Here is a 23,590-nt window from a genome sequence, read left to right on the forward strand (position 1 = left end):
GCGCCCGTGCCAGCCGAGGCACCTTGGCTGCCGGGGGCTGAAATGACGGTCACGGTGCCGGCCGCCAGATGATCTCGACCTCGCCGGGCTGGTCGCCGACGTGGGCGCGCAGCTCGGCGAGCGCCCCGTCCAGCTCCCCGGCCCGGACCCGCCACTGCCGAGGGGCCCCGGCTCCCGTGGGGCCACCGGAGCTCACACCACCGCCGGAGCTCACACCACCGCTCGCGGCGAGACTCCGACCCGGCTCGGGGACCATGAGCGGGACAGCCCCGGCGGTCGGCCGGGCACCCGATTCCCCCGGAACGCCGGCCGGCTGCCAACCGGCCGCGGGCCGGGTGATGGGCGACGGGGTGATGATCGGTGGCCTCGGTTCGCCGAGGGCGCCGGGCGGCGCCTGGGTGGCGCGGCGCAGAAGCGCTGTCGCGGCGGCGCGGGCACTGCTGAGCACCGCGGCGAGCGGCGTGGTCAGCTCGTCGGCGGCGCCGGCGGCACGGATCCGCCCGAGGATCTCGCGGGCCTCGCTCTGGTGGGGCTCGGGCAGCCCGGCGATGACGACGAACGTCTCGTCCCAGGGGGCCGCCCTGATCGCGGCGGCGACGTCGCCGGCCCGGCTGATGCTCACGGCGAGCCGCGCCGCCGGGCCGGCGAGATCGGCGCGGGCGAGCCTGCGCACGGTTTCCGCCGCAGCCCGGGGGTCGTCGAGCGCGGCGAGCAGGTCGAGGGCGGCCCGCGCGGTCCGCAGCCGGCCCCCGTCCGCGCTGTCCGCCCCGTCCGCGCTGTCCGCCCCGTTCGCGCTGTCCGCCCCGTCGGTGCCGACTGCACCGTCGGGTCCAACGGCGCTGCCGGTGCCGGCAGCGGCGAGGCCGGTACGCGGGTCGAGCCCGAGGTCGCCGGCACGCGCCTCCAGGGCGCCGACCAGCTCCTGACTGGCCGCCAGGCGGGGCCGTGCCTTCCCGACCAGTTCCTCGGCGAAGCCGCGCAGCAGCCGGCCGCGCAGCAGCGCCGGCGGCCGCAACCCGAAGATCACCTGGGCGCGATCGCCGGCGGCCGCCCAGTCCGCGGCGTCGGGCAGCGGCTGTTCGCGCAGCGTCATGTCCTTGACGATCGCGGTCAGCTCGGGCGGGGTCGGGAGCAGGCCATCGTACCGGTACCAGGCCCGGTCGGTCTGCTCGGCGAACGCGGCGACGACCAGATGCGCGACGTTGTCGTCGAGGCCACGCGGCTTCGGCTCGTCGATCCAACGCAGCAGGTCGCCGACCCGCAGCTCGCCCGGCCCCGAGCCGCCCGAGCCGCCCGTGTCGCTGGCGCCGCTGGCGTCCGGCGTTCCGGGCCCGTCGGCCGCGGTCTGGGCGGCCCGGCGGGTGAAGTGGTCGACCCACTCGCGGCCCAGCTCGAAACGCACCTCGTGCATCACGCCGAGCCCGAGCGCCGGCGCGATCCGCCGCATCGGGATCCGGTCGCCCCGGGCGACCTCCACCGAGCCGCCGTCCGCCTCCGCGGCCTTCGTCACGTAGCCGAGGACGAGCTTCAGTTCGGCCGGCTTGACGGGCGTCCCGGTCCGGTCGGGGTCGAGGTCGGGGTGGCCGGGGAACTGGTCGGCGAGCAGATCCCCGACCAGCCGCCGGACGGCCTCGCGGAACGACGCGCCGAGCGGCAGCGCCGGGTTCAGCCCCGGCCACAGCGCGCGCAGGTGGTCACTGAAGCCGGCGGTGACGTCCTGCTCGTCCTTCGAGGTGAGCCCGTAGGCCGAGCGCAGCACCGTCCGGGTCTTGGTCAGCAGCGCGTCGTGGCGGCTCTTCAGCACGCCGCGGGCGCGCTGCCGGTCATCGGCGCTCAGGTGCTGGGCGTGGCTGTCGAACCGGTGCCCGCCGCCGGCGAGCAGATGATCGAGCCGGACGAGCATCCCCAGGTCGGCCAGCCGCGCGGCGGTCAGGTCGGCGGGGATCCAGCAGACCGTCCGGTGCTGGGCGCCCGCGCCGCGCAGCCGCTCGACGCGCGCCCGGGCGTAGACCGGCCCGTCGCCGGAGTCGTCGAACGGGTAGTCGACGATGAGCCGCCAGGACTCCGGGTCGAGCGGGGCGAGCTGGTCGTCGCGCAGCTCCGCGCCGCGGACCGAGCCGAAGATGACCTCGGCGGAGCGCTTGCTGCCCTTCCAGACGAAGTCGAGCCGGTCGCCGTAGGCGTCGCCGGTGACGGAGACGCCCAGCTCGTCGACGAGCAGCCGCTTCACCAGGGTGCGCCGGTTGCCGCCGTTGTCGTAGGCGACGGCCGAGTTCAGGATGCTGTCGACCTCGACGTCGACGAGCTCCAGGCCGACCCCCGGGTCGCCGCCCTCCACCGGCACGTACTTGATCTCGCCGAACTGGCCGGCCCAGCGCTCGACCTTCTTGCCGACGAGCCCCGCCTCGCCGCCCGGGATCGGGCTGGTGATGCTGCCGTGGTTGAGCGCCGACAGCCGCCGCGGGGTCAGGTTGCGCAGCGCCGGGACGCTCGGCGCGAGCGCGGACAGCAGCAACGTCTTGACCAGCCGGTCGTCCGCGGTGAACCGGCGCACCTTGGTCGAGAGCGCCGGGTCGACGCCGGTGCTGACTCTGGTGCCGCCGCCGATGCCGGGGCCGCCGGCGGCCTGGGCGCGGCGGACCTGGGCCAGCGTGTCCTCGTCGAGGCCCTCCGCATCGAGCAGGTAGGGACGCAGCTTGCGGGCGTAGAGCTTCTGCGCCGCGTCGAACTCGGCCTTCAGGACGTCGGTGAACGGGGTGTCGGCGCCCCGGGTGATGACGTCCCACAGGTCGCCGAGCGGCACGACCTGGCCGAGGCGCAGGTCGTCGCGGTGCTGGACGAGAAGCTGACGCATGAGCTTCAGCGCGGTCCGGTTGCGCTGCAGGGCCGAGGAGACGTGGACGAGGGTGTCCACGAACGCCGGGCTGAACGGGTAGGAGAGCCGGAAAGCGTCCCGGTCGGCGCCGAGCTGGGCGCTGCCGCCGAGCATCGTGTCCCATACCTCGGCACGGACCTTCGCCGTCGTCTCGAATGCCTTCGCGATCGCCGCCGCGGCGTCGGCGTTCAGCGGCTTCAGCAGCCGCCGGTTGGCGATGAGCGGGAGGTTGCGGTCCTCCAGCACGATCTTGTCGAACCGGCCGTCGGCGAGCGTGAGGACATCGAGGAAGGACAGGCGCACGTCACCGGCGATGGACTCGCCGACCAGCTCCCGCAGGTCCCGCTGGCGGGCGATGAAGCTGACGACCGGGATCGGCCGGGCGCCATGCCCGCCCTCGACGAAGTTCGTGACCTTCTGGACCTCACGGGAGACGAACGCCTGGTCACCCATGTTGTTCGCCAGCCACAGGATCAGCTCGTCGAGGAACAGGACGACGGCGTCGTAGCCGAGGTCCTTCGCGTGCCGGGCGATCTCGGTGAGGCCGGCGTCGAGGGAGACGAAGCCCTCGGCGTCCTCGCGCAGATCCCGGAAGGTGTTCGCGAACCAGGTCGAGAGCAGGTCGGAGACCAGCCGGCGGCGGTTCCTGGCGTCCGGTGCGCTGATCAGAGCGCCGTCCGGGGTGGCGGCTTCGGCGAGCGCCGCGTCCAGCTCGGCGGACGTCCAGGAGGCGTCGTCGCCCCACTCGTCCTCCTCCGCGCCGACGCCGACACCGACGCCCATGCCGCCGGTGTCGCCGCCGCCCGAGCCGGCCCCGGCCCGGTTCAGCTCGGCGAGGAAGGTCGCGTCGCCGACCTTGGCCCGCACGCTGCGGGCCTCGTCCAGCAGCGCCTCGGCCCGGTGCACCGCCGGGATGGGGGCGCCGGGGTGCAAGGCACGCAGGTGATCGGCGTAGCCGCCGAGGACCCGTTGCTCGATCGACTTCGCACCCAGCATGTGGAACGGGACGAGCAGGAACTTCTTGCCGGCCAGCTCCGCGTCGTGCTTGCCGATGACGTCCGTCAGCCGGTCGTCCAGCGTCCTGGCCGCCGGCTCGCCGCGCAGCAGCGCGTGCAGCACCGCCATGAAGTGCGACTTGCCGGAACCGAACGAGCCGTGYAGGTAGACGCCCTTGGACGAGCCGGTGCTCGCCGCCTGCGCGATCAGGCCGAGCGCCTCGTCGAAGTTCCCGACGAGCCGGTCGGTCACCACGTAGCTCCGCAGGGTCGCGGCGTCACTGATGCCCTCGGTGAGCTTGAGGACGAAGTCGCTGTCGGACGTCCGCACCGGGATGTCGATGACCTCGCGCAGCAGCGGCTGGGACGACGGGCTGGTCATACGGCACCTCGGGTCAGGTCGTGCGTGTGCGGGGGAGCGGGCGGCCCGGCCGCCATCCGTGTCCGGATCGTAACTTTCGGGCCCGTCACTTTGTGGCCCGTCGTCCGCGGGTGACCGTTTGTGGGCGCCAGCCGGTCAGGGCGTCGGCGGTCAGGGCGTGCCGGCCCATCGCCTCGGCGAGGAAGGCGTCGTAGACCTCGGCGGGGGAGCCGTCGTAGACCGGGTCGATGTCGTTGTGCCACTGGCGCACCCAGGGCATGACCTCACGCAGACCGGCGAGCAGCGGGGTGAGCTTCTCGGCGCCCCAACCGTCGTTGTCCTGCCGCTCGACGATCAGCGTCGCCAACGCCTGGGCCTGCTCGCGGTGATCCCAGCCCGCCCAGCCGATCAGCAGCGTCGGATCGTTGTCCGGCCCGGCCGGCTGGTAGGAGATGAACCGCTCCTTGGGAACGTCGAGCTTCCCGCGGGCCCGCCAGTAGGACGGCTTGCGGAAATCCGCCTGGGCGTACTTCGGCGGGACGGGGATCTTGTCGCGGATCTGCTTCGCGGCCTCCTCGTCGGGGGCTGCGTCCTCGGCGCGCTGCTGATCCCAGACCGACTCCCAGTCGGCCCGCTTCACCAGGCCGGAATCCTTGTAGCGCAGCGCGGCGAGGAACGGCACGTGCTCGTTCTCGACGAGCGCGGCGACGACCTTCGTCAGCTCCTCGCCGGGGCGATAGATCTCGGCGACGGCGACGAAGTCCGCGTCCGCGGCCAGCTCGTCGGCGAGGCGCCCGGTGGTCCACAGCTGCGGCTGAACCATGCCGTCAACGTCGGCGAACCACAGCTCGCGCGCCTCCACCCGATCGAGCAGCCAGTCCCGCAGGGCCACGTCCTGCAGCTTGTCCCAGCCCTCGGTCGCCCACCGCCGCTTGTACTCAGGCCGCTCGATCAGCCCGATGTTCCGATCCGCCTCGATGACGGCGATCCGCTTCTCCACCAACGCCCGGTACTCAGCCGGCCAGTGCGCGGGCAGCTCGATGATCGGGGTGGAGCCATGGCGGGTGAACCACTCGGACGTCTCCTCGCCAGCCGCGATCTTCCGCGCCAGCACGATCTCGAACGCCCGCTCACCCAGCCTGATCTCGGGAACCTCGGCCATCGGCAGGATCAGCTCGTCGCCGAGCAGCCCGTACTGACGGTAAACCTGCCAGTCCAGCTCCTCTTGCAACGCAATCATCCGCCCCTGCGTCAACGCCCATTCGGTCCGCGCCGCCGCCAGCTGGGCCCGCGTCGGTGCCCCCTCCGCGGCCAGCACTGCCGGGCTCACCGCCGTCAGCTGCTGCGCCAGCCCATCCAATTCTTGAGCCATTTCAAATGGCTTCTCGGCAGGTATCGGGAACCTGAGAATATTGGCTCCGTTGAACGCGTAGCGATCTGACCATGGCTGTGTACTTACCCGAGCTCCATCTTGCCCTACCGGATCGCCTCCTTTAGGGTAGCAAACCTGCTTCAGCCAAAAGCATGCCGTCGAGCTATTCAGTATTCCTAGTAGTCGTAGATGCTCGCTCTCTGATGTTCCGGCTGGGAACTTAATGATCGGGGCGGTTTGCTTGAAGATTCTTCCGTTGCGTTCCAGGKTGAAGTGATTGTGTGTCGCCACTTCCCCGTATGAGATTGCCCAATTGGACGCTTCCCGATCGCGTGGAAGCTGGTGCCACTCGTGCCAGGGTCGCCCGTCTGAGAAATACGTACCGCGCGTGAAGGTCGCACGGTTGCCAAGCTCTGTGCGGTACGGCCAGATGCGACGTTGCTGTGCAGGAATCGCGTCCAGCGATGTCAGATCCCTCGATTCGGAATACGGATGGAAGGCATGATCTCCCGGTTTAAAGGCCCAATCACGTACCGCCTCGCCAATGACTAGAGGGCGGTAGGAGAATGACTCGACTCCGAATCTTTCGAAAACTCGTGCGGGTGCTATCATAACATCGTCGGCGCCCATCACGCCGTAGAATCCGATCCTTATCGCTAGGGAGCCAAGCTTTTTCTCTGGTTTATCCAGGAAGGTGCGCAGCTCGGCTGCGCCGCCGCCACCAAGCGACCAGGGGAAGGCGGCAAGCCGCTCCCGTTCCATATCGACGCAGCTGACCCACTCGGACTCCGACCCGGGTTCCCCAAGCTGATCGATGATCGCTTGCCAGACGAGACCCTTGCTTGCATCTTCGGGAGCGGAGGGTTCGCCTCGAATCCCGAGGATCGCGCGGATGGACGCTGCGCGCTGCCAGTGATTCCTACGGCCGACGAGAATCACCGTTGGCGTGCCGTGCCCTGGGATGTATGCCCCCGATGTGTCGACGACGTGTGTCAGCTCAATAGTGGATGCATAGAACTGCTCGATGAGCTTCCTGCCGTACTCGCGGGCCATGAAAGCATTCGAGGTGATTTGGCCGACGCGCCCTGCGCCTCTACCCTGACCGTCCGGCGGTCTCGCTAGCTCGAAGAAGCGTTGTGCAAAGGGAACCGTCAACGCGTACTTGCCCGCACAGGCACTATAGAGATCGCGATATAGCTGGTTAAGGGTCTTATCCTCGGCTGTTATGTAAGGCGGATTGCCGACGACCGCGTGGTAGCGGCCCTCTTCGAGGATGCCGGGGTGGTCGGCGAGATCCTCGGTGGCATAGGCGAACTCCGCGACCTTGTCGCTGTCCTCGCCGAACAGGTCGAGCTGGCGGCGCTTGATGAGCGAGTCGCCGATGGCGACGTGCAGCGGGAAGGTGTAGCCGGACGCTTCGTCCAGCGTGGTCAGCCCGGCGGCGCGCAGAGCCGCGATGAGTAGCCGGAACTTGGCGATCGCCGCCGCATACGGGTTGATGTCTACCCCGTGGACCGCGTTAAGCGCCAGCCGGACCCGCTCGAATACATCCTGGTCGGGGGAATTCTTCTCCCACTCGACGAGCAGCCGGTGCAACGCGCCCAGCAGGAAGTGACCCGAGCCGCAGGTCGGGTCGATCAATTTGAAGTTCTCTAGATCTTCGACTTCCTGACCGAATTCCTCGATGGCTGGTGTCAGTGTCAGGTCGAGGATGAACTCCTCGACGAACTCCGGGGTCTGGAGCAGCGCATACTTCTTGCGGACGTCCTCGGACAGGTCCTGGTACAGGTCGCCGAGGAAGCGGGTGTCCCAGGCGTCACCCATGAAGTCGTGGACCAGCACACCGGCCTCGGTGCGGCGGCGCCAGAAGGTGATCAGATTCTTGGCCGCGTCGTGGGTGAGCGGGATCTGGAACAGGGCGTTGTGTCGCTGGTCGAACAGGCCGGCGCCGACGGGCACCTTCGCGATCTCGTTGAAGCCCGCCAGCAGCCAGTCGCGCGCCGTCTTGGCGGGGTTCCGCCGGTAGAAGTCCTCGGTCCGTTCCTCGGCGAGGGTGAGGCGGGCGGTTGTCGGGCCGGCCAGGAACGGGTCGCCGATCAGGGCGTTGTCCTCGCAGAAGCGGACGAACACGGTCCCCAGCACCCAGGCGGCCGCCGCCTGGGTGACCCGCTCGCCGAGCCACGCCGACCAGGTCGCCGCCGTCCGGCCTACCTCGAAGGCCCGGTCGTACTCGGCCCGCAGCCGGGTCCCGACCTCGGGGAGGTCGTCGACCTGGGCGCGCAGGTCCTTCTCCAGCGCCTTCACCTGCCGCTGCGCGTCCTTGAGCAGCGCCACCCGGTCGATCACAAACGTTCCCCCACCCACTCAGCGAAAATTCGGGCCCAGTCCGGCCCTCGGTCGACGGACATCCGGCAACGACGAAGCCCCGCCCGCCTCGGGGCGCGTCCAGCCATCGGTCAGGACGCCTTTCCGGCGGCGCCGGTCTCCTCGTCGGCGGCGCGGTGCCGGTTGGTGACCCAGGCGTCCGGCAGAGCCACCCACTCGCTCTCGGTCACGAGTTGGACGAGGGCGCCGTCGAGCCGCGGTGGCCGGGTCGGCTCGGTCGTCGGGCACAGGACCCAGACCGGCCGGCTGCCGGCGCGGGCCCGTTCGGCGAGCGCGAACAGGACGTCGAGCCCGCGGCCGTCGTAGCGGCCGAACACGCCGGCGTCGTGCAGCAGCAGGGGCGCCGGCCGGCCGTCGGGCCCTGCGCTGTGAGCGTGGGCGGCGACCAGGGCGGCGAGCTGTGGCGCGGCGCGTTCCCAGGCTGTCCGGACGTACTCGGCGAGGTTGGTGGCCGCCCGGCTGCCGGGTTCGGCGGCGTCGGCGCGCAGGATCGTCGCCCAGGTGGGCCTGGGCCGCGGGTCGACCTCGGCGTGCAGAGCGTCGAGGAACAGGGCCGCGACGTCCACCGGCTCGGCGGCGAACCGGTGCGGCCTGGTCAGCTCGGCGCGGGCGGCCAGGTAGTGGTTGCGCCGAACGGTGAGCGCCCGGAAGCCGCCGGCTTCGGCGGCGGTGGCGAGACGCTGCTCGGCGAGCGCCGCGGCCGCCTGGTCGGGGCGGTCGAACACCATGCGCGCCGACGGGCCGCTCAGGCCGGTGGGCTGGCGGACGACCGGAGTCGCCCGCGAGCCGAGCCCGGTGGAGGAGAGCAGGCCGTGCGGCGGCACATAGCCTTCGCGGGCCGCGTCCCATTCGAGGGGGAACCCGGCGGCAGTGAGGGCGCGGTCGAGTGCCGGGTGCGTCGGCAGCTCGGTGGCGAGGCCGGGGAAGCGGTTCTGCACCCGCTCGTGGATGACCGGGACTTCCAGCAGCGGCCGGTCGGGCCGCTCGTCGATCCCGACACCCGGCCGCGGTGGCGCCGTGGCCGGGCGGGTGGGCAGCACGCCGGCCTGGGCCAGGCGCAGCGCCCGGACGAGGTCCAGGTCGCGCGGGTAGATCTCCAGGCGGGCGTTGGCGGCGGCGGTGCGCGACCCGGCGGCGGCGAGCCGGACGAGGCGCTGCTGGTCGAGCGCCGGCAGCCCGGCCAGCCCGTCGACGGTCGCGGCGGTGGCGGGCCCGGTGCCGGCGTCCGCCAGGCCCTCGGCGTCGGTATCGGCATCGGCGACGGCGGGCGCGGAGCGGACGGCGGCCAGCTCCCGCAACACGGTCGCCGGGGCGGGCAGTTCCTCGGCCCGCGCGAGCCGGTCGGCGGCCTTGCCCAGGGCGATGGCGTAGTCGAAGAGCGCGGGCGCGGCCGGGGTGAGCGGGCCGTCGTCCTCGGCGGCCTCCAGGGCGACCAGCGTCCGCTCGTAGAACTTGCGGCGGGCCAGGCGCGGCTCGGAGTCGAGGTCGACGGTCTCCAGCGCGGCGCGGACCGCGGCGCCGGTGAGGGCGCGGCGCTCGGCCGGGGAACGGCGGGCGCTGCCGCGGCGGGCGAGGACGGCGGTGACCAGCTCGTCGAAGCCCAGCACCCGGCCGGCGTCGCCGAGAATCTCGACCAGCTCGTCGTGCACCGAGCGGACCGCGCCGTCGGCGTGCCAGGCCCGGCGCCGCGCGGTCAGCACCTGCGCGATCCGGCCGGCCGTCACGCCGACCCGTTCGGCGATCTGCTGCTGCGGCGCCCACAGGGGCACGTCCGGCAGCGTGCCCGCGGTGTCGGGCAGGCCGAGCAGCAGTCGGGTCGCCTCGCGTTCGGTCGCGTTGCGCTCGGTGGCACCCTGTTCAGCGGGCCTGCGTTCGGCGGCGCGGCGCCCACCGGACAGGGCACGGGGGAGTAGCCGGTCGGCGATGTCCTCGACCGGCATGCGGGCGTAGTCCGGCGCCGCTGCCGCCGACGCGCCGTCCTCCCGCTGCCCGGCCGGCGTCGGCTGGGCCGGCATGACGGCGGGCGTGGCGAGGGCGGCGGCCGGGGCCGCGGCGAGGGCTCGGCGCCACTGCCGGATCCGGGACTGCAGCTCCTGGCGGGTCTTCGCGCCGGTCCCCGGCAGGCTGATGATCTCCTTGGAGCCGAGTGTGAGCAGCTCGCCGACGGTCGTCGCGTTCAGCCGGTGCGCCGCGGAGACCGCCCGCGGTGACAGGCCCGCGGCCTCCAGCGGAGTGTCGGCGGTGGCCGCCGCGGCGGCCAGGCCGCGGGCCCGCTGGGCGGCTGCCTCGTCGACAGCGCCCGCGGGGCTGACTGGACGGAGCCCGGCCGGGCCGCTCGTCGCCGCCTGGCCACCGGTGGCCGGCTGGCCGTCCGTCGTCGGATGGATGCTCGGGGCCGGTGGGGTGGAGTCGGCGGCGCGGAAGACGGCCTGCCAGGCGTCGCGCATGTCCTTCAGCGACGCGAACCGGCGCCCGGCGTCCCGGTCGAGCGCACGCAGGAAGAAAGAGGTGAGTCCGGAGCGGATCGCCGGGTCGAACGCCTCGGTGGCCAGCTTCGGCGGTCCCTCGGCGAACCGCGCGTCGGAGCCCCCGTTGCCCCACAGCGGCAGCTCGCCGGAGGCCATCTCGTGCAGGGTGACCGCCAGGGCGTAGCGCTCGGCGTGGTCGTCGTAGGCGGTGCGGGTGCCGGCGCCGAGGAACGGGTCCAGGTAGCGGGGCGTGCCGGCGCCGATGTCGCGGACGGAGATGTTGGCCAGCGAGAAGTCGATGAGGACCAGCTGGTAGGTGCGGTTCGGCCGGCGGCGGATGACGATGTTGTCCGGCTTGAGGTCACGGTGGACGACGCCCTCGCCGTCCAGGTAGTCGACCGCGCCGAACAGGTAGTCGCTGTAGGTCTCCAGCTCGTCGACGGAGAGCCGGCCCTCGCGCAGCTTGCGGGCGACGGTCTGCTCGCCGGCGTGGTCGAGGACGAGCACCGTGCGCCCGCCGACGACCAGGGTGTCCGGGCGCGCCAGGCGGATCACGCGGGAGTCGTTCAGCTGGCCCAGCACCGACGCCTCGTGTCCAAGGCGGCCCGCCCGCTCGTCGGAGAGGGCGATCTTGAGGACCTCGTCGCGGTTGGTCTTCTCGTTGTGGGCCAGGAAGGCGCGGCTCGTCGAACCGGTGCCCAGCCGCTCCCGGATCCGCCACTCGCCGCCGACCAGGTCGCCGCGCTGGGCCTCCAGCGGGTCCGCCTCGGGTTCCTGCCCGGCCGTGTCCCGCCCGGCCGTGTCCCGCGCCGGCTCCGGCTCGGCCGGCTCGCGTTCCGGCTGCTCCGTCGCGGACGGGTTCGCCGGCGTGCCGTTCGCTCCACCCGTGCCGCCGTCGCCGCCGGGGGTGGCCGTCGGGACGTCCGGCCGGGTGAACTCGTCCTCGACCTCCTGTACCCAGTCGAGCAGCTCGCGGACACTGTCGAAGCGTTTCTCGGGCAGCGGGTGGGTCGCCCCTGCCACCAGCTCGTTCGCCGTCTCGGACAGCGAGTCGACGACCTCCGCCGGGTACAGGCCGCCCGACTGTTCCAGCCGCGCCTTCAGCGCGTTCGGGCTGTCCGCGGGCGGCTGTCCGGTGAGGATCAGGTAGGCCAGCGCGCCGAGGCCGAACACGTCGATGCCGACCGGGTCCGGGTAGGGGGCGCCGATCTCGGGCGCCAGATAGCCGCCCGTCGCCAGCTCCAGGTGTGGCAGCAGCCGGGCCGCGGGCTCCACCGCCAGCGCGCGCGACGTCGTCGTCAGCCCGCTCGTCGGCACGCCGCCGCTGCCCGAGCCGGCGTCCCGGGCCGCCGCCTGCCAGTCACTGATCATCAGTCGGGGTGAGAGCCAGCCCCGGCCGGCGCGCGGCACGACCAGGACGCTGCGGGCGGCCAGCGCGCGGTGGTAGAGATGCCGGCCGTGGGCGTAGGCAACCGTCTCGGCCAGCTCACGGATCATGCCCAGCCGGGTGCCGGCGTCGAGGTGGTCGCCGTACTGGTCAAGGTAGTGGTCGAGGCGCATCTCGTCCGGGCGGTGCCGGAAGATCAGCGCCGGGCCGGCCTCGTGGTTCTCCAGCCCGTCGACCTGGACGATTCCGGGGTGGTTGATCCCGTGCAGGACGAGGAACTCGCGGCGGGCGACCGCCTCCCGGCTCGCCCGCTCGGCCTCGCCGGCCGCCCGCTCGACGAGGTAGATCCGCACCCGCCGCTGCTCGGAGGCGACCTGGGCGTGGGCGGCGTGGTGGTCCTGCCAGGTCGGGCCGGAGTCGAACGCGGGGAACTCCAGCTGCCAGGAGCCCACCTGCTGGTGACGCCGGCTGCGAGCGATCCCGACTGCCGGCAGCAGCTTGGCCAGGGCCTTCGACAGGTCGGGGGTGATCCGCTGCTTCTCGTCGCGCAGTGGCGCGTCCAGCAGGCCGGACCAGATCGACGGCAACGCCGGGCCGCCGTGGTTGCCCCGCTCGGGGCCGAAGACCCAGTGGAGCTGGTGGTCGGGCAGCTCGACTCGCAGCGTCGGGTTCGACAGGAAGACCGCTGGCTGGATGAACGGGATCTTCGTCCGGCTCGCGCCGCCGGCGTTCTGCAGCAGGGACCGCAGCTCCTTGGACTTCTGGTTCGCCAGGTGCAGCGGGTTGTCGAAGATCCTGGGGCTGCCCGAGGCGCGGTGCTGGAGCCAGGACGACCCGGACGCGCTCAGCCGGCCGACCAGGCTCTTGATCTCGATGAGGTAGACGCCGCCGCGGGCGACGACCAGCAGGTCGACCTCGCGGATGTGCCCGGTGGCCGCGGTGAAGGTGAAGTTCGACCAGGCGCGGTACGGCTCGGCGTCCGGCAGCAGGAGCCGGACGTGCTCCAGCGCCTCCCGCTCGTGCGGGAACTGCGACGGCGTGACCGTCACCCACCGGCCCTGCTCCTCGCGCACGCCGCCGCCCCCGCCGTGTCCGCGGCCCCGCCCCCGACTGTCGAGCCCGCTAGGTCACCACTCGCGACAATAACCCTGCTCTCAGTAAAAAAGCAGCGAAACCTGACGATTTTTTCTTTGCTCCGTAGCTGGTTTGCTGTACGGAGTGGTGGAGTTGGAGCGGCAGTGACTCTGCCTGTCGCGGCGGTTGCTCCTGCGGCCACGGTCTGGCGCCGCGGCCGTGCGGAGCGTGGGGCGCGGGTGCGAGCCGCGGCGCGCCATCGACTACGTGGTGGCGCACCAGGCCAGCGCGGGGGGCACCGTCACCCCGACGGGCTGGTCGCTGCGGACCAGACAGCCACCCGTTGCTACCGACCCGGGCGACGTGCCCGCTTCTCCTCGAGGCGGGTCACCAGGCGTGTCATGGCGACCGCGGCCTCCTCGTGCGCCGTGTCGTAGCCCGTCGACTTGTCCGCCACCACCGCGAACGCGAGGCCCTGGATCGTGGCGGCGACGAGCGCGGGCGGGTACTCGTCCGCGTCGAGGCCGTACTCGTCGAGAATCGTGGCCAGTTTCTCGATCTGCATCCGCCTGAGCTCGCGGGCCACCTTGCCGACCTCCGCCCGCAGCGCCGGACGGTGGTTCGCCGCCGCCACGAACTCCACGATCAGGGCTGTTCCGCGTGGATCCGAGACGAGCTCCCACCAGGCGCGCAACGGTTCCGCGGATGCCAGCGCCGCGGCCATCTGCTCCACTGTGCGCTGCGCGCGCCGCCGCAGGACCGCCACGAACAGGTCGTCGATCGTCGGGAAGTAGTAGTGCACGAGAGGGGCGTTGATGGCGACGCGGGCGGCCACGCTCCGGGAGCTGACCGCCGCGTAGCCCTCCCGGAGAATGATCTCCTCGGTCGCGTCGAGAAGACGAGTGGCCTTCTCGACGGTCGCCGCTCGGCGCCGACGGGGCGCGGTCATTCGCCTTCCTCCAGAGTGCGGAGTCCCAGCCTCGGATGGCAGCCGGCCTTCCATCTTCGCGGATGATCCCGACCGGATCGAGCCCGCGGCTCCGGACGCGCCTGGGCGTCGTTCATGGAACGGCGGCGGCTGGGCGGGAAGTGGCTGGGCTGCGGAAGCGGATCGCCAGTGCCGCTGGCCACCTTTCCTGACATCATCGTGGCTTCCCCCGTAGCGTCACCATGGCCCCTCGGTACAGGGGGCGATCAGGTTCGCGACGAAGGGCATGTGACGATGGCGGACGTATCGGTGCGGTTGCAGGCGGAAGCCGGCACCGAGATCGTTCTGAATCTGTCTGTCCTTCAGGCGATCCGGCTGGTCGAGGCCATCGCGAGCGGGGCGGCGAACGTGATGCCCGAGCCCGGACGGGCACAGGCCGACTCACCTTGGCTGGTGCCGCACACCGGCCCGCAGACGGCAGCCGCGATGCCGCTCCGGCCGGGCCGGTGAGGCGGTAAGTCCTGCGATGGTCAGCGAGGGCCGTCCGTCGGCGGCGCGAACAGGCGTAGCAGGCGTGCTTGTTCCGGCTCGACCGTCAGCAGCTCGCTGTTCGCCCGTGGGAAGATCTCGGCTGCCTCCCAGTGCGCGGCGCGCACGCTCGCCGCGGTTCCCGTCCTGACGCCTCGGGCGCGGAGCTCGTCGAGCAGCCGCTGCGCGTCGAACAGGTAGACCGCCGCGATGGTCCACGGGCGGGTCCCGCCGCGCGAGGACGCCGCCGCCGATGCGGGGCCGGTGAACAGTTCACGGTTCGTCCCCGCAGCGGGCCGGATGCGAAGCGGCCTGTATGGCTCTTCGTTCAAAGGGTCAGGATTCTTCGCGTTACCACGACCATGACTGACCGTCGCTGGGTCTCGGTCGAGGAGCGGGCGCTCCGGACGAGACGGTGAGCGTAACCGTCGAGCCAACCGCTACGCGCTGGCCGGCGCCGGGCCTGCTTCTGATGACCTGGCCTGCGGGGACCCGCGTGCTGGTCTCGAAGGTCCCGTTGACGGTGAGGCCGAGGTTCTTCAGGCGCTGGCGGGCGGTGCCATAGATTTGGCCTTCGAGTCCGGCCGGAATCACGACGGTGGCCGGTCCGGAACTGACGACCAGCGCGACCTCGCTCCCGCGTGCGACGCGTTGTGGATGTGCGGGGACGCTTCGGATCACCTGACCGGGCAGTCGATCGTCACTGAGCTCGGTGGACGCCGTCACCACGAACCCCGCCGAGGTCAGGGCGCTTTTGGCCTCCTCCTCGGTGCGCCCGACGACATCGGGGACCTCGACCTGCGCGCTCCCGGAACTGAGGGTCAGCCGCACCGCACCGCCTGCGGGGACTCGCCGACCATCGGGCGGATCCTGGGCAACCACCTGACCAGCGGCGACCACGTCGCTGGTCACTGCCTCGGCTCGCACCGGGCGCAGCCCGAGAGCCCGCAGCGCTTCCTCGGCGTCGGCGACCGCGCGACCTGTCAGTAGAGGTACGGCCACCATTGGTGATGGCTGCGCGCCGTCCGCCCTCGGCGAGGAACCGGGACCGCCGGCCTCTCCAAGGGCGAGCAGGACGCCCAGAAGCACGAGCACCCCGACAAGTCCCAGGGCGACGATCTCCCGCCGGCTACCGTCCGCCAACGATCCGCCGAATGTGCTCAGCGGCCTCCACGCTCGGACCCGGCGCCGCGTCGGGACCGCCGGTGTGACACCTGGGCCCGATGGCTCTGGCCCAGGGACACCCGCGGAGCCGACGCTGAGGCCAGGACCGCCAACTCCAGGCGCCATGAAGTCGCTCGGTGCCATCGACGCGGTCTCATCGGCCTGAGCGGCGTCGTCGACCTCGATCGACCTTTCAGGCGCGGCGGCCGGGAGGTCGGTTCCGGAATCGGAGGCGCCCACCGTCGTGGTGTCGGCGTCGATCTCGGTGCTGGTGCCGGTGCTGGTGCCGGTGTCCGTGTCCGTGTCGGTGTCGGTTTCGGAGGCGACGTCGGTCTCGTCCGTCGACACCGCCGGCAGGGGTGAGACGACCACTGGTGAAGCCTGGGTCGCCGCGGTCAGCAGCAGGTTGTAGAGCTCCTGAGCGGATGGGCGGGCCGCGGCTTCTGAGCGCATCGCCGCAGCGACGACCGTGCGCAGGGGCCTGGGGATACCGCTCAGGTCCGGCCGCTCGTGCACCACCCGGTAGAGCAGTACCTCGGGCCGACCGGTGCCGAACGGCGGCCGGCCGGTGGCCGCGAAGACCACGACGCCACCCCAGGCGAACACGTCGGCGGCGGGGCCCACCCCCTCGCCGCGGGCCTGCTCGGGTGCCATGAACGCCGGTGTGCCGGTCGATGTGCGCGAGAGCTGGGTGGTGCCGTCGAGGGCATGGGCGATACCGAAGTCGATGACGAGCGGCCCAGCTCCGGACAACATCACGTTTGATGGCTTCAGATCGCGGTGCACCATCCCCGCACCGTGAATCGCCGTCAGCGCCGTGGCGACGGCGATCGCGATCCGTTCGAGCTGCGCGGCACCGAACGGTCCGCCGCTGTTGACCGCGTCCCACAGCGTCGGGCCGTCGACATACTCGGTGACCAGGAACGGCCGGCCAGCGTCCGCCCCGACGTCAAGCACCTCCGCTGTGCAGAAGCGGGCGACCCGTCGGGCGAGCTGGGCCTCTCGATGGAACAGGCGGAGGAACTCCGGATCCGCGGCGAGGTCGGATCGGACGACCTTCACCGCCACCTGCCGCCCGGCCGGCGAGCGGCCCAGGTAGACGCTACCCATGCCTCCACGCCCCAGTAACCCGAGGAGCTGGTAGTCGCCGATCCTTGTCGGTTCCTCCGCCGACAGCGGCACCATCGGCCGGGTCAGCTCTGATCGGTTCGCGGCGGGGCGTTCGTCAGGGGATGCGGCTTCCGTATGAGCGTGGTCGGATGCCGCCGGTCCTGGGGATCCCACCGCCGGCGTTCCGGTTTCGCGGCTGGCCCCGCTCCCGTCTGTCTCCTGGGTGTCTTCCGTGCCGTGGATGTCTCCGGCTTCGTCGGACTCCGCCTGACCGTCAGCGGGTGAAATCACCGGAACTCCGCCGCATCACAAGCACAGCTTGCCTCCCCCCGAGGGCCCTGACGTCGACGATGTTGCGCCGTATCCCTATCACGGCGACATCACGCTCCGGTCGGAGGCTTGCCACGAGCACCGACCTGGCGTTCTCCATCCGAGTTTCCGAAGTCCATCCTGCCCGACAGCGACCAACCTCGCCGAGGCGCACCGGGCAGTGAGTGATCCGGCTCAGGCGAACGCAGAGCCCGCCGGGCCGTCGGTAGACACGGCGTCGATTGATCGTGAAGGCTAGGCCCATGATGCTGGCCGAATTAGATCGGCCGGTAGTCGAGTTCGCCTGTCGCCCCGGGCGGAGTTCACCTGCTCTTGTGTCAGTCCCCGAGCATCGCTGAGGTCCGCCCCTTCTGTCCCGGCCCGCGTCAGGTTTGCCGCGCCCAGCCAGGCTTCAATGAGGCTGCCGCGAGGAGCTCGGAGCCCGCGCAGTCTGGCGGGGCCGGTGAGATCAGCGCCGTCGAGGTCCGCCCGGGGGATGCTTCGACGGATGGGCAGCCGGGCCAGAACCGTGACGGCCGCATGTACGTCTGTCGCCTGGATACCAGACGCCCATAACAGCAAGTGCTGCGCCTGCCACGGCGATTCCAGTGCTGATCAACAGTCAGTGCCGGCTATTCCGCCGGCGCGTTCCCCTGTCGTTGACCACCAGCAGAGTTCTACGCGATGAGGGTCTCCCCGTTACGGCGAATTGATCAGATTTCAGGTCATCGGCCCGGCAACACACGGAATGTTGTGCTCCGGTCGACAATCAAGGGGTGCTCCCGCGACACGAGGGGCTCGACAACCCGGCCAGCGGGAACGCGGCCGCTTCCTAGTACGGCGTCCGACATGCCGCCAACCCTGCTTGCGAGCAGGCCACGGACCAACCCGGGGTGTCAGGTCTGCCCAGGTGGCCGGGGTTGCATGAGGTCGGCGATGGCGGCAGACCCTGCGTCGGGTTCCCCGCGCAGCCCCGCGATGGCCCCGGCGCGGTCGGCGGGGGAGCGGTTCTGGCTGAGTTTCTCCTTCGCCGTCACCGACGCGACGGCGAGTTCGAAGCCGACGATCGCCCGCAGCAGACCGGCCACGAAGTCGGGCGGGGCGTCGTCCACAGCCCAGGGCTGTTCCCGGTGCTGTTCGTGCCGGTCGGTGAGTCGGGTGACGATGCCACGGAGCTGTTCGGGGTCGTGGTGGAACGTGACGGGTCCGCTGAAGTGGATCGCGGTGTAGTTCCAGGTCGGGACGACCCGTCCGTGTTCGGTCTTGGCGGCGTACCAGGACGGTGAGATGTACGCCTGCGGCCCGTGCACGATCGCCAGCGCTGCGCAGCCCGGGGACGCGGTCCGCCACTGCGGGTTCGCGTGGGCGAGATGCCCCAGCAGCCGTCCGTGCGGCGCATCAGGTCCGCTCGGGGTGCGATCCCAGATGATCGGGACGAGGGTGGCCACCGGCTGGGTGTCGCTGACGGTGACGAGGTCGGCTGCTCCCGCGGCCGCAACGCAGCCAGCGACCTGGTCGAGGTCGGTGAGGGCGAAGGCGCGGGGCACATACACAGAGCCCAGGCTACGAGCCGGATCCCGCCCATCCCCGCGGGCGACGTTCATCTGCTCCTGCGTCAGGCCGTGGGCGCCGGTGAGATCCGCCCCACCCAGGCGAGCACGGGTGAGGGTTGCGCTGCCCAGTGAGGCGCCAGGGAGAACCGCCCCACCCAGCAGTGCGCCGGTGAGGTTGGCGCCGCGACCCGGCGGTCCGCGTCCGGAGAAGTGAAACAGCAGTGCCCCGTCCTGCCAGACGCCGTCGTCGGAGGCGGACCGGCGGTAGTCGCCCTGGTTCACCTATCCTGCCGGCGAGTAGTCGGGTGATCGCCATCCGTGTCGCGAGTTCGTGGGTTCTTCTCCCGGTGAGCTGGGCGTATTGACAGCGGCGTCCCATCAAGTTAGAACGACCGTTAAAATTTCGTTTTCGGGTCGTGGCTGACCGGCCGCGGCGCGGCGCCGATCGAAGGAGGCTCGCCAGATGAGTCGTAGCGGTCCGGTCTACTGGGATCCCTTCGACCGCGATATCGCCGGCGACCCCTACCCGGTCTACCAACGGCTGCGCGCGGAGGCGCCGCTCTACTACAATGACCGGCACGACTTCTACGCCCTCAGCCGCCACGAGGACATCGACCGCTGCCTGACCGACTGGAAGACGTTCTCGTCGGCCCGCGGGCCGATCCTGGAAATCATCAAGGCTAACGTCGAAATTCCGCCGGGCACGTTGCTGATGGAGGACCCGCCGGCCCACGACATCCACCGCGCTCTTCTCGCGCGCGTTTTCACCCCGCGGTGGGTCACCTCGCTCGAGCCGCAGGTCCGGGACTTCTGCCGGCGCAGCCTCGACAGACTCGTCGACGTCGACAGCTTCGACCTCATGGCGGAGTTCGCCAACGAGGTGCCATGCGCGTGATCGGGATGCTGCTCGGCATCCCGGAGTCGGACCAGCCGGCGATCCGCGAGCGCGCGGACGCGAAACTGCGCACCGAGCCGGGGCAGCAGATGAAGGTGTCCCAGCAGGCACTCATGGACTCGGACCTGTTCGCGGAGTACATCGACTGGCGGGCCGAGCATCCGTCGGACGACCTGATGACGGAGTTGCTGCGCGCCGAGTTCGAGGACGAGGCCGGGGAGACGCGGACGCTGACCCGTGAGGAGATCCTGACCTACATCACCGTCCTGGCCGGCGCCGGCAACGAGACGACGGCCCGGCTGATCGGCTGGCTGACCGTGCTGCTGGCCCGGTACCCCGACCAGCGCGYGGAGCTGGTGGGCGATCCGCGGCTCATCCCGAACGCGATCGAGGAGACGCTGCGGTTCGAGCCGACCGGTCATGCCATCGTCCGCTACGTCACGACCGACGTCGAGTTACATGGCCGCACGGTGCCTGCCGGCAGCGCGATGATGCTTCTCATCGCCTCGGCGAACCGGGACGAGAACAGCTGGTCGGACCCTGACCGGTTCGACGTCCACCGCAGAACCGGTCACCTTCGGACCTTCGGCCTCGGAACCCATTACTGCCTGGGAGCCGCGCTGGCCCGGCTTGAAGGCAGGGTGGTGCTCGAGGAGATCCTGAGACGCTTCCCGCGATGGGACGTCGACTGGGAGAATTCCGCGCTTTCGTCGACGTCGACGATGCGCGGCTGGGAGACGCTGCCGATCACCGTCGGTTAGCCCGAGCCCCGCCCATTCCCACGGCATGGCTCGCCCGCACACCACACCACACCACGACTCAGGGAGACGCAGATGGGAAAGCTCGACGGCAAGGTCGCGTTCATCACCGGCGCGGCACGCGGTCAGGGTCGTAGCCACGCGGTCCGGTTAGCGCAGGAGGGTGCCGACATCATCGCGGTGGACATCTGCGCCCAGATGGAGTCGGTGCCTTACCCGATGGCGACTCCGGAGGACCTCGAGCTGACCGTGAAGGCGGTCGAGGAGACGGGGCGGCGGATCGTCGCCTGGCAGGCTGACGTCCGCGACGTGGTGGCGTTGGGGAAGGCGTTCCAGGACGGCGTCGCCGAGCTGGGCCCGGTCGACATCGTGCTGGCGAACGCCGGTATCGGGCCGGGTGGGGCGGCGTCGGAGGACGAGCAGTGGGCGGACGTCGTCGGGGTCAACCTCACGGGGGTGTGGAACACCGGTCGGGTGTCGATTCCGTCGATGGTCGAGCGGGGCCAGGGTGGGGCGATCGTGTTGACCAGCTCCACGGGCGGGCTGGTCGGGGTGGGTATCCCGACGGCGGGTTTCCTGGGCTACACCGCCGCCAAGCACGGTGTGGTCGGGCTGATGCGGTCGTGGGCGAACTATCTGGCGCCGCACAGCATCCGGGTGAACAGCGTCGCCCCGACCACGGTGAAGACGCCGATGGCCGCCAACGGGGACCTGTCGGTCATCACGGCGGGGTCCCCGGAGCTCGCGCGGGTGCTGGCCAACGCGATGCCCGTCGACGCGGTGGACCCGCTCGACGTCTCGAACGCCATCGCCTGGCTGGTGTCGGATGACGCCCGGTACGTGACCGGCACCGTCGTCCCGGTCGACGCCGGCCAACTGAACAAGCGGTAACACACGGAGTGCGCGAAGCGGGTGCGGCGGGTGCGGTGGGTTCACCGCACCCGCCGGGTCCGAGGGGGCTACGGCGCGAGCAGGTCCAGCGTGCCGAGGTCGCGGATCGCGGCGCACGCGTTTGTGATCATGGAGAGGAACATTCGGTCGGAGCTCTCGGTGGGCTCGTTGGTCGCATAGACGGAGCCGAGCACGGTGAGCAGCGGTGCCTGCGGGGTTCCGAGCCGGTAGTCCCGGAAGCACTCGTCGAGCGGGTAGTCGTCGACCCCCATCCGGACGAGCCGCTCGTGGTAGGTGCGGACCAGGTTCTTTTCCTGGGCGCGTCGGAGTGCGGGCGGCAGTGCGGTGGCCAGGAAGTAGGCGACGTCGCGGCCGGCGAAGCCGATCTCCAGCGACTGCCAGTCGAGGGCCGTCACCTCACGGGACGCCGTGAGCCCGTGGGACTCGGCTGACTCGTGCGACTCGCCTGCCGCGCGCGGCTCCGTGAACAGGAGGTTGTCGAGCCGGTAGTCGCCGTGGATCAGCGTGTGGCGGGTGCCGACGTGCCGGCCCCACCGGGCGAGGAGATCGGCCGTGCGGAGCAGTGTGTCCGTGTCGGTCGGTGCGAGACGGTCGCGGAACCGGTCGAGGAACGGGGCCACGGCCCCGGCGAAGACCTCGCTGAGGAAGCCGAGCGCGGCCTCGTCCGTCCGGCGTAACCAGTCGGCGCCGTCGGCGAGATCCGGCTTGTTCCAGAACGGGCCGTGCAGGCCGGCGAGGTTACGCAGCGCGGCTTCGGCCTGGCGGACGTCGCAGCCCTCCACCTGGAGACCGGGCCGTGCCGGATGCCCGTCCTCGAGCACCAGCGTGAAGCTCCGGCCGTCGGCGCTGATGTCGGCGCTCCAACACCGCGGCACCCGGATCCGGGCGGACGGAGCGAACCGGGTGTAGTAGCCCACCTCGCTGCGGTAGCCGGGGGCGATCTGGCCGCGGCCGACGGGTTGGTGGCGTAGCCCTACGACCTCGGTGTCGGTGCCGCCCCGGCGCAGCGCGCCGGTCATCCACTCGGGGGTGACCGTGTTGGGGTCGTCGACGATCCACCCCGGCTGTCCACCTGCCGGTTCGGTCATGCTGGGCCTCCGGAGGAGCTCGGGTCGGTGTCCGCGGCGGGGCGTGAGGCTCAGGTGATCGTGTAGCGGATGGGGAGGTGCTTGGGTCCGCCGACGAACAGGGTCTGCATGTATTCGGGTGTGCCGGCTAGTTCGATCTCGTGTAGCCGGGGGACGAGTTCGGTGTAGAGGGCGCGTGCCTCGAGTCGGGCGAGGTGGGTGCCCAGGCAGTAGTGGGCGCCGAAACCGAAACCGACGTGCTTGTTCGGGGTTCGGCCGACGTCGAAGGCGTTGGGGTCGGTGAAGACGTCCTCGTCCCGGTTGGCGGATGGGTAGGACAGCAGCACCGACTCCCCGGCCGTGATCGGGATGCCGCGTAGGGTGGTGTTCTCGGTGGCGGTGCGCATGAAGTGCTTGACGGGGGATACCCAGCGGATCATCTCGTCGACGGCGGTGGGCACCAGGTCGGGGTCGTCGGTGAGGCGCCGCCACTGGTCCGGGTGTTCGAGTAGGGCGTGCAGCCCGCCGGAGATCGCTGCGCTCGTCGTGTCGTGACCGGCGGTGGCGATCAGGACGTAGTACCCGACCGCCTCCAGCTCGCCGATCGGCTCGCCGCCGATCGTGGCGTTGGCGATCACTGAGCCGAGGTCGTCGGTCGGTGTCGCGCGGCGGTCCGCGATCACTGTCTGGAAGTACTGGAAGAAGTCCAGCAGGGTGTCCAGGGCGGCGGTGTCGCTCGGATTGCGGGCGAGGTCGACGTCGTCGGAGCCGAACAGTTCCTGGGTGAGTGTGAGCATCCTCGGGAAGTCCTGCTCGGGTAGCCCGAGCAGGGAGAGGATGACGTAGAGGGGATAGTGCGCGGCGATGTCGGTGACGAAGTCGCATTCGCCGCCGAGATCGGCCATGTGGTCGACGTAGCGTTTCGCGAGCTGGGCGATGCGGTCGGATAACCGCCGGATGCCGGCCGGCTTGAACCAGTCGGCGCTGATGTGCCGGTAGACCGGGTGGTCTGGCGCGTCCATCTGTACCAGCGAACGTATCGGCGGCGCGGGCGCGGCCGGGTCCTGGCTGACGGCCGTCCGTGGCGCGTTGTGCCAGCGCTCGGAGTCCCGGGAGATCGTCATGACGTCCTCGTGTCGGGTGACCGCCCAGAACGGCGCGACGCCGTCCGTCTCGACCCGGTGCACCGGCGAGTGGCGGCGCAGCAGCGCGGTGGCGGTGTGCCACCGTTTCTCGTCCGCGTACGCCGTCGGGTCGGTGAAGACGCTGCCCGCTTCGTCGAGATCCATGATCAGTCCTTCCGGTGGCACGAACGGGGCGAATCTCGCTTCGTGCCCGGTGGGTGTTGTGGCCGTTGGCCGCATGGCCCCCTGGTCGCGCGGCCGGCGGATGTCGAGCGTCTCAGTCCTCGTTGCCGAATGGTTTGTAGGGCAGGGTCGGGTTGCCCTT

11 protein-coding genes and 1 pseudogene are annotated in these 23,590 nt (G+C 71.0%); 3 read left to right on the plus strand and 9 right to left on the minus strand.

Annotated features, from left to right (window positions below; all coding sequences use genetic code 11):
- Positions 1–49 precede the first annotated feature (49 nt).
- The 4 genes from BBK14_RS22795 to BBK14_RS22810 form a co-directional block, all read right to left on the minus strand.
- Positions 50–4,252, minus strand: coding sequence for a BREX-2 system ATPase PglY family protein (locus BBK14_RS22795; RefSeq protein WP_071065308.1), 4,203 nt, complete (start codon positions 4,250–4,252; stop codon positions 50–52).
- 85 nt (positions 4,253–4,337) lie between these two features.
- Positions 4,338–7,949: a BREX-2 system adenine-specific DNA-methyltransferase PglX gene (gene pglX, locus BBK14_RS22800; RefSeq protein WP_071065309.1), complete on the minus strand. Its 3,612-nt coding sequence runs from the start codon at positions 7,947–7,949 to the stop codon at positions 4,338–4,340.
- A gap of 110 nt (positions 7,950–8,059) precedes the next feature.
- Positions 8,060–12,892 (minus strand): BREX system serine/threonine kinase PglW, encoded by a 4,833-nt coding sequence (gene pglW, locus BBK14_RS22805; protein WP_241831768.1) that lies wholly within the window; start codon positions 12,890–12,892, stop codon positions 8,060–8,062.
- Positions 12,893–13,263: 371 nt separating this feature from the next.
- Positions 13,264–13,866, minus strand: coding sequence for a TetR/AcrR family transcriptional regulator (locus tag BBK14_RS22810; RefSeq protein WP_071065311.1), 603 nt, complete (start codon positions 13,864–13,866; stop codon positions 13,264–13,266).
- Between the two features lie 273 nt (positions 13,867–14,139).
- On the opposite strand from BBK14_RS22810, the gene BBK14_RS22815 reads away from it, so the two are divergent.
- Entirely contained in the window at positions 14,140–14,355 is a 216-nt protein-coding gene (locus tag BBK14_RS22815; protein ID WP_071065321.1) for a hypothetical protein, read from the plus strand.
- Positions 14,356–14,375: 20 nt separating this feature from the next.
- Here BBK14_RS22815 and BBK14_RS22820 read toward each other — a convergent pair whose 3' ends face one another.
- From BBK14_RS22820 to BBK14_RS22830, 3 genes are all read right to left on the minus strand, one after another.
- The gene (locus BBK14_RS22820; RefSeq protein WP_198541396.1) at positions 14,376–14,705 is read right to left on the minus strand and encodes a hypothetical protein; all 330 of its coding nucleotides are present in this window, start codon (positions 14,703–14,705) and stop codon (positions 14,376–14,378) included.
- 19 nt (positions 14,706–14,724) lie between these two features.
- Positions 14,725–16,722, minus strand: a complete 1,998-nt coding sequence (locus tag BBK14_RS22825; protein ID WP_071065312.1) for a PASTA domain-containing protein — start codon at positions 16,720–16,722, stop codon at positions 14,725–14,727.
- A gap of 1,130 nt (positions 16,723–17,852) precedes the next feature.
- Entirely contained in the window at positions 17,853–18,791 is a 939-nt protein-coding gene (locus BBK14_RS22830; protein ID WP_083391182.1) for a DUF2278 family protein, read from the minus strand.
- A 181-nt stretch (positions 18,792–18,972) separates the two neighbouring features.
- Here BBK14_RS22830 and BBK14_RS22835 point away from each other — a divergent pair.
- Together BBK14_RS22835 and BBK14_RS22840 are read left to right on the plus strand one after the other, a co-directional pair.
- Positions 18,973–20,165, plus strand: a pseudogene (locus BBK14_RS22835) (cytochrome P450).
- A gap of 72 nt (positions 20,166–20,237) precedes the next feature.
- A complete protein-coding gene (locus BBK14_RS22840; protein WP_071065313.1) occupies positions 20,238–21,053 on the plus strand; it encodes a mycofactocin-coupled SDR family oxidoreductase in 816 nt (271 codons plus the stop codon).
- Positions 21,054–21,121: 68 nt separating this feature from the next.
- Here the strand turns inward: BBK14_RS22840 and BBK14_RS22845 are convergent, their stop codons facing one another.
- Positions 21,122–22,162 (minus strand): phosphotransferase, encoded by a 1,041-nt coding sequence (locus BBK14_RS22845; protein WP_071065314.1) that lies wholly within the window; start codon positions 22,160–22,162, stop codon positions 21,122–21,124.
- A gap of 50 nt (positions 22,163–22,212) precedes the next feature.
- On the minus strand, positions 22,213–23,430 hold the full coding sequence (locus BBK14_RS22850; RefSeq protein WP_071065315.1) for a cytochrome P450: 1,218 nt from the start codon (positions 23,428–23,430) through the stop codon (positions 22,213–22,215).
- Positions 23,431–23,590 lie beyond the last annotated feature (160 nt).

The organism is Parafrankia soli (assembly GCF_001854695.1).
Taxonomy (GTDB): Bacteria; Actinomycetota; Actinomycetes; order Frankiales; family Frankiaceae; genus Parafrankia; species Parafrankia soli.